The 12,674-nt window shown below is 36.5% G+C and carries 12 protein-coding genes; 10 read left to right on the top strand and 2 right to left on the bottom strand.

The window, feature by feature from the left end; translation table 11 throughout:
• The first annotated feature begins 15 nt into the window (after positions 1-15).
• The 4 genes from AC1RNS_RS20420 (at position 16) to AC1RNS_RS20435 (ending at position 3,681) form a co-directional block, all read left to right on the top strand.
• Positions 16-489 carry a glutathione peroxidase gene (locus AC1RNS_RS20420; protein ID WP_492995339.1) on the top strand — a complete coding sequence of 158 codons (474 nt, stop codon included), beginning with the start codon at positions 16-18 and terminating at the stop codon, positions 487-489.
• A gap of 208 nt (positions 490-697) precedes the next feature.
• Entirely contained in the window at positions 698-1,465 is a 768-nt protein-coding gene (locus AC1RNS_RS20425; protein ID WP_492995340.1) for an ABC transporter ATP-binding protein, read from the top strand.
• The gene (locus AC1RNS_RS20430) at positions 1,452-3,320 is read left to right on the top strand and encodes an FtsX-like permease family protein (protein ID WP_492995342.1); all 1,869 of its coding nucleotides are present in this window, start codon (positions 1,452-1,454) and stop codon (positions 3,318-3,320) included. The genes AC1RNS_RS20425 and AC1RNS_RS20430 overlap by 14 nt, the downstream gene beginning before the upstream one ends.
• A gap of 1 nt (position 3,321) precedes the next feature.
• Positions 3,322-3,681, top strand: a complete 360-nt coding sequence (locus AC1RNS_RS20435; RefSeq protein ID WP_492995343.1) for a YxeA family protein — start codon at positions 3,322-3,324, stop codon at positions 3,679-3,681.
• Positions 3,682-3,697: 16 nt separating this feature from the next.
• On the opposite strand, the gene AC1RNS_RS20440 is transcribed toward AC1RNS_RS20435, so the two are convergent.
• Both AC1RNS_RS20440 and AC1RNS_RS20445 read right to left on the bottom strand, forming a co-directional pair.
• A complete protein-coding gene (locus tag AC1RNS_RS20440) occupies positions 3,698-5,086 on the bottom strand; it encodes a sensor histidine kinase (protein WP_492995344.1) in 1,389 nt (462 codons plus the stop codon).
• Entirely contained in the window at positions 5,083-5,805 is a 723-nt protein-coding gene (locus AC1RNS_RS20445) for a response regulator transcription factor (protein WP_492995345.1), read from the bottom strand. Before AC1RNS_RS20445 ends, AC1RNS_RS20440 begins: the two co-directional genes overlap by 4 nt.
• A gap of 224 nt (positions 5,806-6,029) precedes the next feature.
• Here AC1RNS_RS20445 and AC1RNS_RS20450 point away from each other — a divergent pair, with 224 nt between their 5' ends.
• From AC1RNS_RS20450 to AC1RNS_RS20475, 6 genes are all read left to right on the top strand, one after another.
• Entirely contained in the window at positions 6,030-6,596 is a 567-nt protein-coding gene (locus tag AC1RNS_RS20450) for a sigma-70 family RNA polymerase sigma factor (RefSeq protein WP_492995347.1), read from the top strand.
• The gene (locus tag AC1RNS_RS20455; RefSeq protein WP_492995349.1) at positions 6,593-7,624 is read left to right on the top strand and encodes a DUF4179 domain-containing protein; all 1,032 of its coding nucleotides are present in this window, start codon (positions 6,593-6,595) and stop codon (positions 7,622-7,624) included. Before AC1RNS_RS20450 ends, AC1RNS_RS20455 begins: the two co-directional genes overlap by 4 nt.
• Before the next feature lie 111 nt (positions 7,625-7,735).
• A complete protein-coding gene (locus AC1RNS_RS20460; protein WP_492995351.1) occupies positions 7,736-8,350 on the top strand; it encodes a PH domain-containing protein in 615 nt (204 codons plus the stop codon).
• Positions 8,351-8,428: 78 nt separating this feature from the next.
• The gene (locus AC1RNS_RS20465; protein WP_492995352.1) at positions 8,429-9,790 is read left to right on the top strand and encodes an acetamidase/formamidase family protein; all 1,362 of its coding nucleotides are present in this window, start codon (positions 8,429-8,431) and stop codon (positions 9,788-9,790) included.
• Positions 9,791-9,982: 192 nt separating this feature from the next.
• The gene (locus AC1RNS_RS20470) at positions 9,983-10,537 is read left to right on the top strand and encodes an HPP family protein (protein WP_492995353.1); all 555 of its coding nucleotides are present in this window, start codon (positions 9,983-9,985) and stop codon (positions 10,535-10,537) included.
• A 494-nt stretch (positions 10,538-11,031) separates the two neighbouring features.
• Positions 11,032-12,516, top strand: a complete 1,485-nt coding sequence (locus AC1RNS_RS20475) for a hypothetical protein (protein WP_492995355.1) — start codon at positions 11,032-11,034, stop codon at positions 12,514-12,516.
• Positions 12,517-12,674 lie beyond the last annotated feature (158 nt).

Genomic DNA, 12,674 nt, shown 5'->3' on the forward strand with positions numbered 1-12,674 from the left:
ATAGGAGGTAGGGAAATGAGCATTTATGATATTAACGTAACTTTAGAGGATGGTACTGTCTATAACCTAGAACGATATAAGGGAAAGCCTATGCTAATTGTCAATACAGCCTCAAAATGTGGCTTTACACCACAGTTTGAGGAATTAGAAGGTCTCTATGAGAAATATCAGGAGGAAGGTCTTGTTGTCCTCGGATTCCCATCAAATCAGTTTAAGCAAGAGCTTGCAACTGCGGAAGAAGCTGCATCACAATGTCGACTGACATATGGAGTGACGTTTCCAATGCATGAAATTGTCAAGGTGAATGGTAAGGAAGCGCATCCTATTTTTGATTATCTCACTTCTCACTCCAAAGGGTTTTTAGGCAACAGCATTAAGTGGAACTTTACAAAATTCCTTGTGAATCGTAATGGTGAGGTTGTTGGTCGTTACGCATCAGCAGATAAGCCACATAGCTTTGAGGATGATATTAAAAAAGTCTTAGAATAAGGTAGAAGGATTCATGCACAATCTGTGTGTGAATTTTTTTTTATGTCGATATTTATTAAAAATTGGGTGATAAAAGAAGGAATTGTTTCGATAAAACGCGTTAATTTTTCGATAACAAACAAATGATTTAAGGTTACTGTAAGCTTACGACAAATTTACTGTAAGTTTGGGGTCGTATACTAAGATCAGAAAGAAGAGGTGAGCGTATATGACGCCATTATTAAAGGTACAAAACGTTGAAAAAACTTACGGCAAAGGCGCAAATACTTTTACAGCGCTGTCAAATATATCATTTGAAGTAGAAAAAGGAGAGTTTGTTGGTGTAATGGGTCCTTCAGGGGCTGGGAAATCTACGCTTCTCAATGTATTAGCAACAATAGATACGCCAACGACTGGTGAAATTATAATTGGTGATACCAACCTAGCACGTATGAAGGATGCGGAGTTAGCAGATTTTCGTCGTGATAATTTAGGGTTTATTTTCCAAGATTATAACTTGCTTGATTCTTTAACGGTTCGAGAAAATATTGTTTTGCCATTGGCTATTGCAAAGATGCCAACAAAGGCTATTAACGCAAGGGTTGATCGCATTGCCTCTTTGTTTGGCATTAGTGATTTACTAGATAAGTATCCTTATCAAATTTCTGGGGGACAAAAGCAGCGTACAGCATCTTCACGAGCGTTAGTGACAGAGCCAAAATTAATCTTTGCCGATGAGCCTACAGGTGCACTAGATTCAAAGTCAGCAACAGATTTACTCGAAAGTCTAAGTGATTTAAATCAATCCCAAGCAGCTACCATTATGATGGTTACCCATGACGCCTTTGCAGCTAGCTTCTGTCAGCGCATATTATTTATTCAGGACGGGCAGTTATCTAAGGAAATTCATCGTGGGACTCTAACAAGGAAGCAATTTTTCCAAGAGATCCTACAGGTGCTGTCTAGCATCGGGGGTGGAGTAAATGACGTTATTTAGCTTAGCGCGTAAAAATATTCAACGCAATTTGTCGAATTACTTTTTATATATTGCCTCGATGGTATTTAGTATTGTTATTTACTTCACGTTTGTGACGCTCAAATATAATGATGATCTGTCAGCCTTAAAACAATCCTCTCAGCAAATTAAAGGATTGATGAGCGCATCGTCGGTTGTGCTATTGTTCTTTATTGTCATCTTTATGGCATATTCTAATTCATTTTTTATGAAGAAACGGAAAAAGGAAGTAGCACTCTATTCATTATTAGGTGTGCGTAAGCAAAAGATTGGCCTCATGCTCTTTTTCGAGAATTTAGTCATAGGACTAGTCTCTCTAGTACTTGGTATTGTTCTAGGATTCTTTATGTCACAGGGGCTATTAATGATATTAGTACGGTTAATGGGCTATGAGGTTGTTGGAAGCCTAACTTTTTCAGTGGAAGCACTAATTAATACAACTGGTATTTTTACACTATTGTTTTTATTCACATCCTTACAAGGCTATCGTGTTATTTATCAATTTAAGTTAATTGATTTATTTCATGCAGAAAAACAGGGTGAGCAAATTCCACGTGCATCTTTAGTAGCTGCTTTACTTGGGACAGCACTCATTGCATTTGGTTATTATACAGCTGCCTCTGATATGTTTACTAGTGAAATTTGGCGATTCTTCACTGTTTTAGGTACGCCGTTAATGGTCATAGGAGTAACCATTGCAGGGACTTATCTTCTATTCCATAGTGTTAGTGTTTTTGTGTTAACAGCATTAAAACGAGCAACGTCTTGGTCTTGGAAGGGCTTAAATATAATAGGTGTCTCACAGCTATTGTATCGCATCCGAGCAAATGCGAAATCGTTGTCGATCATTGCGATTTTAAGTGCAACAACGATTACTGCTGGCGGTGGTGTCTTCGGTATGTATTACAATGCAGAAGCAACTGTACGACAGATGTTGCCAAATACATTTATGTGGAAGGGCGATTCAGTAGAACTTACTCAGAAAGACGTTTTATATAATGAATCACTAGCTGTGAAAAAATTACGTGTCGATAATGAATTGTCGTTTTTTGAATATACATTACTGAAGGAATCGGATTATAATCGTTTAGCGAAATTCCAAGGTAAGGATCAAGAACTGCACATTACAGATGGATCAGCCGTATTACTTGATGCAGCCTACGATGAACGATTTTCACATGATTTTACTGGGGAAGACTTTAAGCTACAAAACGGAGATTCCTTCCACGTAGATAAAATGTACACAGAAAGCGTACTAAACTTTATAGCAGCTGGAACAGTACTTGTTGTAAATGATCAAGAGTTCGCTGAAACTAATGCGGAAGAGGTAAAGATGCAGGTTGTTGGATTGGACAATGATTTAAAGCAGCAGGCCATCTCACAAGATATTTTTAAACAATTGTCCAAAGAACAACAAGAATCCTTCTCTAGTGTTCCACAAAGCTATGAGGATAGTTTAGCGACAGTTGGTGCACTATTGTTTGTTGGCAGCTTCCTAGGTTTAGTTTTCCTAGCGGCAACAGGTAGTATTATTTACTTCAAAATTTTAACAGAAGCAGAGGAAGATCAGGCGAAATATGCCATTTTAAATAAAATAGGTGTGAATAGTAAGCAAATTTTAAAAACAGTGGCTGGACAGGTGGCTGTTATCTTTAGCGCACCACTTATCGTGGGTATTGTGCATAGTGCATTTGCGTTACTAGCATTTTCACAGTTGTTTGGTATGAATATTACGAAGCCAGTAATACTGTGGATGGTTGCGTACTCAGCTATTTACTTTATTTATTATATCTTTACCGTACGTGCATTTTATAAAATTGTAAGACAGGGGAATTAATATGAAAAAAGTATTTTTAGGAATAGGTGCATTGTTTATCCTATTTGTTGCAGGATTGGTAGTATTGATGACTGTAGACTTTAACCGTTTAAATAAAGACACATACTATGTCCATATTACAACTGATGGAGAGATGGAAGAATATAAGGCAAATAGCGGAGAAATCTTTAAAATGTATTGGTACGAGATACCTACTTACAATAAAAATGGAGAAGAACAAACATTAAAGTTCTCCGCTCAGAAAAATTTACGCCATGATGCCTATTTAAAGCTATATGTAAAAAAAGAAACGGAAGTCACTTCCTATGATGAAGTGAAATTCCATGAGCTACCTGCTAAGGTGCAGGATCAAATGAAATAACAAAGAGGAGCAGCCACTAGGACTGCTCCTTTTTCAGATAGATAGTAACGGTTGTACCTTTTCCTTCATCAGAGGTTATGGTAACAGTTCCGCCATGGGCCTCAATAATATCCCTAGCAATAGCTGTGCCTAAACCAGTGCCAGTTGTTTGTTTTGTATTTGTACCCCGATAGTAGCGTTCAAAAATATGCTCTAAATCTGCTGCTGCTATCCCTTTGCCATTATCAGAAATCGTAATAGTATTCTCATCCACAGACACATGAACAGTTACATCTGGACCATTATGAAGTAGAGCATTGTGTAAAAAGTTCATGATAGCTCTGCGCATAAAATGCTCATCAATTTGATGGCAATTGTTATTTGAGGTTGCCTCAAACTCAATATTGGCAAGCTCATATTGTGGTGTATTTAATGTATCAATTACAATCTCACGAATAAAAGACACCATGTCAATTTCTCTTAGTGTGAGCGGAAGCTGCTGATGTCTTAAGCGCATCGTTAAATTTAAATCATCTAGCAAATCTTGCATATGCAATGATTGTTTTTCAATAATTTGTGCATATTCAGCTTGCTCTTGAGGAGCTAGTGCTTCATCATCTAATAACTCTGCATAACCACGAATAGAGGCAAGGGGCGTTTTCATATCGTGTGAGACATTGCTAATCCATTCTTCACGCATTAATTCTAGTCGCTTGCGTTCCTGCTCATGTGCAGCTAGTTCTCTTGATACCTCGTTTAAATTTTCAAATACTGGTTTATACACACCACCAGGCATTTTAATAGTTTGATGCTCATGATTTTTTAAATGACGAATACGCTCTATCATTGCATATAGTGGCTTAGTTAATGTACGACCAAAAAGCCAGCCAACCAATGTGGCAACTAATAAATCAGCAATAACAATAAATAATCCGAATTTTCCAATAAACTGTAAAAATGAAGTGCCAGAGACATGCATAACAAATCTTGTAACGCCACTACCTTTGATACCAATGAGATAACTAACATCATCCTTACTGCCAGCATAAACCGTAGTATCAGTATCGAATTCTTTATATTTATATACTTGAATTAAGTCTATGGGTGCATAGTGTGAAGGAGCTTTTTCTGGTGCAAACTGGGAATCGATGACTTGACCATTCACATCAAGTAACTGAATCCAAGCATTTCGCTGATGCAAGTGTTCAAGTCCTTCTTTACTTATTGAAGGCTTTTCATTACTTATATCAATATATTTTTGGAAATCACGTACAAAACTTTCTTCTGTAGATGGAACAAAGCTATCATTTTCATTCGCTAGCCGATAAATAAGGAGGCCGATAAGAATAGCTGTATTGACAAAAATAACGATGATGACAATAGATAATACTGAAAGGAGAAAGCGTGCTGTTAATTTCCACCTCATCCTTGTGCCTCTTTTGGTATAACGAATTTATAGCCAAGTCCCTTTACAGTGGTGATAAACATAGGTTTAGAGGCATCTTGCTCAATTTTTTCGCGTAGACGTCGAATATGCACCATGACAGTATTATCAGAACCAAAAAAATCCTCTCCCCACACACGCTCAAAAAGAGTCTCTTTACTTAAAATACGATTAGGATTGTGCATAAAGCATGCCATTAAACCAATTTCCTTAGCCGTTAACTCCAATAAAACCCCATCCTTCTGTACTTCAGTTTCATCAGCATTTAGCTGGAATGGTCCAACCTGTAATGCTTTTTCAACAATACTCGGTGTTGTCTCCTGTGTTTGGTAGCCAGCTCTACGTAATTGTGCCTTAACGCGATAGGCAACCTCCTTTGGACTAAAGGGCTTTGTAATATAATCATCGCCCCCAATGGCCAGCCCTAAAATTTTATCAATTTCCTCATTTTTCGCTGACATAAAAAGGACTGGGACATGCGATACTTCTCGAATTCGTCTACATAAATCATAGCCCTCACCATCTGGAAGCATCACATCGAGTAGCACAATATTTGGTTGTGTTTGCTGAAAGCTCGTCCATGCTTCCTGAATAGTGCCTGCGGTATAAATTTGCTTATAGCCCTCTTTTTGCAGACTGACTTTTAGCAAATTGGCTAAATCAGCCTCATCATCCACTACTAAAATAGTTGGTTCTTGCATGGGGACACATCCTTTTATTTTTATAATCATCTTAGAGATTTAAGAATAGCGTATAGCCTTAATTTTTGAAAGCCGAACAAAGATTAATGAATTATTAAATTTACAGTATGCTCATTTATGAAAATCATTATAAAATAAATTGTTTAAAAAGTTGAGAGTTTTAGCACTTTGGCTTCGATATAGTTAGTGAAAAAGCTTTTTCAAAAGATTTATAGGGAGGCGAAATGATGAGGTGCACTGCTAAAAATTTCATTAGCCGTTTACAAAATAAAAAAGAAGATGCACTTGATTATGTGATAGAGCATTATTCTAGTTTCGTGAATGCAATAGCTTATAAAATTCTTTCAGACATCAATAAAGATGCTATTGAAGAATGTGTGAATGATGTGTTTTTAGCTATTTGGCAAAATGCTAAACAATTTGAAGGTCAGCCTGAAGATTTTAAAAAATGGATAGGTATGCTAACAAAATATAAAGCGATAGATATTTTTCGTAGGCTTGAAAAACAACAAGCACGAGAAAAGGGAGACGAGGAGCTTTCACGAAAGCCTGATATAAAAGAGACAGAGCAGGAATTTCTAAAAAAGGAGCAACGAAATGATTTATTATTCGCAATTAGCTGCTTAGAAAGTGTTGATCGAGATATTTTTATGATGAAGTATTTTTTACAGCTAACTAATACTGAGATAGCAGAGACACTTCATTTATCAAAGGCAGCTGTAGAAAACCGGCTATACCGAGGGAAGAAAAAGCTAGCTACATCAATAAAGCTAAGGGAGGTATTCATATGACGAAAAGCTATAAAGATTGGTTAAGTTTAGATATTGAAAATATAGAACCACTAGAATTGTCATCACAGCAAAAGGTAAGGCTAAAGCAAAGGGTTCTTAAGCAGCAAACAGGTAAAAAGCGTGTACCAAAATGGGTACGTCATTTATCAGCTGCGGCAATCATTGGCATCGGCACTGTAACAACTGTAACAACTGCTTTTCCGACTCTAGCCTCACAAATTCCTTTTATGAAAAACATTTCTAGTTATTTTAATAATAAAGACACAATGTTCGAGAATTTTGATAATTACGCTACAGAGATTGGTCAGGTTCAAGCTAGCAACGGCATATCAATGATGATCGAAAATGCAGTTTTTGATGGTACTTCCCTCACGATTTCTTTTGCTCTTGAGAGTGATACAGATTTGGGGTCCCATCCATTTATTCAAGGTAATTTTATTGATATAAAAGGCTCAGAGGCTATGGGAGGAGGTAGTCGACTAGAGAAAATAAGTGATAATAAATATGTTGGGTTAGCAAATGTCACACCCTATTTTGACAAAGAAACACCAGAGGAAGTAGAGGTAAGCTGGACGCCACAGGCTTTCTATGTAAATACAGATAAGATAGTAAAAGGTGATTGGGCCTTTCATTTTAAAGTCTCAAAACTTGCAGGTGAGCTGCAGTTATTAAATGAAACTGTTACTAATTATGATATCACTGCTAGATTTACCGCCCTTGGAAAAAATGATATGTCCACAATTATTCATTATGAATATGAGATTGATCCAGAGATACTGAAAAAATGGCCAGAAGTGACAGTTCAATTTGATGAGCTACAAGATGATGCAGGAAATAATTATACAGTGCATGGAAATGGCGCAACAAGTCGTGACAAGGGTATTTCCTACAAATCTAGTGCTACTATACAAGCTATTAACTCATCCGCTAAGTCCATTACATTTGTTCCAGTGATCTATTTCTCTCTAGGATCTGGAAAAGGAATGGAAATAAAGAAGATGGATCCTGTCACACTTCCAATAAATTAAATAAATGAAGGGAATAAAGGTCTTTGTGCTTTAAAGTACACAAAGACCTTTTGAAACTTTTACAGAGTTTAAATCGTAAAGAGAGTATTAAATAACTAGGAGGGAAAGCAAATGTTCAAAAAAATAGCAGCAGATGCACTAGGATTGTCGGATATTGGCGTAGTTGTGCCGCGTGAGGATTATGATAAAACGGATGCAGATGATTTTATTTTGCATGAAATAGACGAGAAAATTTATTTTTTAATTAAAACGAAGGCAGACGAGTATTGCTTTACCAATCGAGCGATTATTCATGTAGACGGTGAAAGTGCCATGAGCAAGAAGCGATTACTACGCCGTTATGATTATTCTATGTATTCTATTACAGAAGTTTTTCTCGAAACAGCAGGAACAATTGATCTTGATGTCGAAATTAAATTTACAATAGATAATTCTCCATTATCCATCGACATTCATAAACGTTTTATTGATGATATTAAAGACTTATATAAAGCGTTACATGCAATCAGCTATGAGCAAAAGCAAAATGCCTACAAGCTAGAGGCAGCGGAAAAAAGCTTGCAGATTGCTTCCTCATCCATTGGACGAATCGGTAATGATAACGTCACTCCTTCTACATCATTTGAGGAAATTACACGCTTTGCAAATAGCTGGATGATTGACCATAAGGACAAATATAAAAAAGAAGATTTCTCACACGTTTATGATTTATATATGAACAATTAAGGAAGAATAGCTCTCTGCAATTTGTGGAGAGCGTTTTTAACATAAATACATAAAATCAAACTAGGAGCGTGACGAAGAATGACAAACGAATTGCATGTGCTAGAAAAAGAAACAGGAATAGAAAATGAAAATTTCGAACAGCCGCCGCAAGCCGTCGAAACATTATTCGTAAATGAGTTTATAGATGGTATTTTAGACCCTTCCCAGAAAATGCTTGGACCTGTTAAAGATGGTGGAACGATTATTGCTAATACAACACCAGGTTGCTGGGGACCCATGCTGACACCTACAATTCGTGGCGGACATGAAGTGACAAAACCAGTATTTGTAGAAGGAGCAGAGGTAGGAGATGCCATTGTCATTAAAATTAAATCCATTCAAGTGACTTCATTGGCAACAGCATCTGGACATGATGAGGTTATTAATGATCGATTTATTGGTGACCCATTCGTCTCTGTAAAATGTCCAGGCTGCGGTAAACTTCATCCGAGCACTATTGTTAAGGGAATCGGTCAGCATGCCATACGCTGTTCTACATGTAATACAGAAACGGCACCTTTTAAAATGACCAATGGCTACACGATGGCATTTGATCATAAGGGGAATGTTGGTGTTACTGTTGGTCGAGAAGGAGCACGTCGTATTGCACTGGATGCGAAAAATTATATGCGCACACCTGAAAATTCTATACAAAATCCGGTAGTAGCATTAGCCCCGAGTGATTTAATCGGGGTGATGGCTAGAATGCGTCCATTTTTAGGACAACTAGGTACGACGCCATCAAAGGCTATGCCAGACTCTCATAATGCAGGTGACTTTGGTTCATTTTTAATTGGAGCACCACATGAATATGCCTTTACACAAGAGGAATTGGATAAACATCGTACAGATGGACATATGGATATAAGCCGTGTTCGTGAGGGAGCAACCATTATTTGTCCAGTTAAGGTTCCTGGAGGTGGTGTTTATATTGGTGATATGCATGCCATGCAAGGTGACGGTGAAATTGCAGGACATACAACAGATGTTGCTGGCATTGTTCAACTTCAGGTTAGTGTATTGAAAAAAGTGGCATTGGAAGGTCCAATTTTATTGCCAAATACTGAAGATCTACCTTATACAGCAAAACCTTTTACAAAGGAAGAAAAACGCCGTGCTCGTGAGCTTGCGGAGGAATTTGGCGTTAAACAGGTGGAGGAAGCATTCCCTGTAGCAGTTATTGGGTCTGGAACATCATTAAATGAGGCAACAAATAATGCCTTAAGTCGTGCAGCAAAGCTGTTTGAGATGAGTGAGCCAGAGGTAATGAACAGAGCAACCATTACAGGCTCCATCGAAATTGGTCGTCATCCAGGAGTTGTAACAGCAACCTTCCAGGTACCAAAAACTGTACTGAAAAAAGCACGAATTTATAAACCAGTGAAGAAACAATATGATTGATCGATAAAAATAAGCACAAAAGCAAACTATGAAAACTATTTCTGGTTTGCTTTCTTTTTGTTGGCAAAGACTTTTGTCTAAAAGTTGACAAATAAAAATTGTTTTCTATTGATTAGTTGCTATAATAGAACAAGCTTTAAATAGCTAAAAGATTCTTATAGTTCTATTTTTACATAGAAATGATGGTGACTCATGGCAGATTTTGTGCGTTTACAAGAAAAAAGAGAAAAAACAAATAGTATTAAAGCATATATCAATAAAATGAAAGGAGGAGGACATGCACCTTCGAGAACAAATTTTGCTGACGCGATTACAGGTGCGGTCGGAGGATTAATATGTATTTTTGTACTACTGTGGCTGACTAATTACACAGGGACACCTTGGCTAATGGCCTCACTTGGAGGAAGCTGTGTCCTCGTATTTGTCGTTTGGAATGCACCATTGTCTCAGCCGCGAAATATTATTGGAGGGCATTTTATTTCTGCCTTTATCGGCTTATCTATATATTCCCTTCTAGGTACAAGTATTATTTCCATTAGCATAGGTGTAGGATTAACGATTTTCATAATGGCGATTACAGGAATTATTCATCCACCCGCAGGAGCTAACCCAATTATTATCATCTTAGGAGGATATGGATGGAGCTATTTGGTGATGCCTGTACTAATAGGTGCATTGATTATTGTCTTTTTTGGTATAGTGATTAATAATTTACGAGAAACACGACAATATCCTTCATTCTGGTAAAGTTAACAATGTGTAATCCTTATTTGATGTAAGGCTATTAAAAATTTGATAGATTTTTTTGTAACTATTTAAATGGTTGCTCGTCTACTGTTACGAGAAGGTTAATTTCTCAGTTATATTAGTGAATTATACATAACTTTCCTTAGTTGTGTATTATACTGCTAGCACTATCTAGCATAGGCAATGAGTGAATTGTGACAATGCAAATGGGCTACCAACTTATAAGCAATTGTCCAATGAACTCATTTGCCCTTTATCCCAGAAAATCTAAATTTTACCCATCTATTAGAAGTTATTATTCAATAGATGGGTTTTTGCTGTTGTCGTATTTAGTCGAATGATTTTGTCGTATTTTTAAGGCATAACATGATTTTTTTAGCATATGTTGGATAAGATTTGTTATATTGAAGAAAGAGAGTTAGCTTAGGTTATTAGTATTTTATATGATAGGGGAAGATATCAGTTGGGTGAATTTGATAGGAGGCTCCAATTGCATGCTGTTGGATTGTGATGAGCAGTTATTCATGGCATATAAACATAGTGGTGAAAAGGGTGCTGAAAAAGTGCTTTCAACTTGGCTAGAGGAAGAGAACAAGTTGCAGGAAGACCCAAAAATATTAGGTACTGCACTTTCACCAAATTTATTTTTAGTGAATGAGGAAGTGGCGATGAATATTGCTTTTTCAACTGCGAGGAAATATTGGGGTCATGTAACTGCAGATACGCAAGCTTTTTTTGATAAACAGGGTATGGATGCTAAATATGTACAAGAACGTCTGAATGATTTTTTTTATACGCTAAAAGGAAAAGAGTCCTTTTTTGAGCAGCTTTTTGCACAGCATACAATGGACTTTGAACGGTTAATATGGTTAATCTTTGGGAAACGACTGCAAATTACAATGCCAGTGAACGAACTCCAAACTATATTTTTATATAAATTAAACAATGAATATTTTGTGCATATGATTTATAAAGAACATACCCTTTTTTGGCATTGGTTGTTTATGAAAAAGGTTTATTCACTGTTTATCCACAAACCTTTAGAACAATTCACATTTATCCATGAAATGCTTGGTCATTTTGAGCGATCTGCAAGAAAAAATTATACACATGTGAATAACTTTGTGAATAATTACAAAAAAATTCTGGATAAGTGTATAACTTATGTGGATAACTATAATTCAACGTGCTTAGAAAAAAAACAGTTACATCTTTACCAAATTGTTGTGCATTACCGGTTAGCTGAAGGAGATTATCTCTGTGTTAAGTCATTAATTACTGCTTTTGAAGCGGATTGGCGTTATTCAATGTATGCGTTGACAGAGAAAGAAAAGGTGTTAATTGCCTACCTTCTGTTTCATATAGCACATCAAGAGAAGAATGATGAGTTGGTTATCCAATACGGAGAATATTTATTAGAGGACGAGCGACTTAATAATTATGCAATAGAGATTATGCTTGAATATAAAGAATTACTGCCTAATCGTAAGCCTACACCTCCAGCTATTATCAAAAATTATGAACTAAATTTTCTAGAAAATTTGTATGCCATTTTGCTTGACCATTACGTAAGAACTGCGCGCTATCAAGAGGGATTAACACTTTTAAAGGAGCATGTACTAGCATCCAATAAAAAAATATATGCAGCCTTAGTGCAGAAAAACTATAGCAATGAACAATTTATTGCGATTGAGGCTTATGTTCAGCAAGACATAGCTCTACATGTTAATAATTCGTTACAGCATATCGGTTTATCTGTTGAAGAATGGCGTAGAAATTACCGTCAACTAGAAGCTTCGTATTATTCTGTCGCACAGAGCGCATCCCTCCATATGTTGAATATCTTAAAAGTTTTATTTGTAACAGAGCAGTATGAGCTTTTTGAGAAATTGATGGAGATTTATAAAAAATACTTACTTATTGATGATCATTTTGAAAGTTTACGAGTGTTTATAAGTGCATATGTAGAACAGAATTAATTTAAAAGGAGTGTCGTAAGCCCGAAATACAAAAATAAGCGCACCTTCTCGGTACGCACGACGAATGGCCAGCTATCTGAGTTTTTTTCAGATAGCTGGCTATTTTGAACATGTGGCTTGGATATTTTTTGACCAAGGCATGTAATCTTGTAAGATCT

The organism is Lysinibacillus sp. GW821-FHT14F06 (assembly GCF_058803665.1).

Bases quoted from the DNA above. Each gene is read 5' to 3' on its own strand.
- AC1RNS_RS20420 (WP_492995339.1), top strand. From the start codon at position 16: ATGAGCATTTATGATATTAACGTAACTTTAGAGGATGGTACTGTCTAT.
- AC1RNS_RS20425 (WP_492995340.1), top strand. From the start codon at position 698: ATGACGCCATTATTAAAGGTACAAAACGTTGAAAAAACTTACGGCAAA.
- AC1RNS_RS20430 (WP_492995342.1), top strand. From the start codon at position 1,452: ATGACGTTATTTAGCTTAGCGCGTAAAAATATTCAACGCAATTTGTCG.
- AC1RNS_RS20435 (WP_492995343.1), top strand. From the start codon at position 3,322: ATGAAAAAAGTATTTTTAGGAATAGGTGCATTGTTTATCCTATTTGTT.
- AC1RNS_RS20440 (WP_492995344.1), bottom strand. From the start codon at position 5,086: ATGAGGTGGAAATTAACAGCACGCTTTCTCCTTTCAGTATTATCTATT.
- AC1RNS_RS20445 (WP_492995345.1), bottom strand. From the start codon at position 5,805: ATGCAAGAACCAACTATTTTAGTAGTGGATGATGAGGCTGATTTAGCC.
- AC1RNS_RS20450 (WP_492995347.1), top strand. From the start codon at position 6,030: ATGATGAGGTGCACTGCTAAAAATTTCATTAGCCGTTTACAAAATAAA.
- AC1RNS_RS20455 (WP_492995349.1), top strand. From the start codon at position 6,593: ATGACGAAAAGCTATAAAGATTGGTTAAGTTTAGATATTGAAAATATA.
- AC1RNS_RS20460 (WP_492995351.1), top strand. From the start codon at position 7,736: ATGTTCAAAAAAATAGCAGCAGATGCACTAGGATTGTCGGATATTGGC.
- AC1RNS_RS20465 (WP_492995352.1), top strand. From the start codon at position 8,429: ATGACAAACGAATTGCATGTGCTAGAAAAAGAAACAGGAATAGAAAAT.
- AC1RNS_RS20470 (WP_492995353.1), top strand. From the start codon at position 9,983: ATGGCAGATTTTGTGCGTTTACAAGAAAAAAGAGAAAAAACAAATAGT.
- AC1RNS_RS20475 (WP_492995355.1), top strand. From the start codon at position 11,032: ATGCTGTTGGATTGTGATGAGCAGTTATTCATGGCATATAAACATAGT.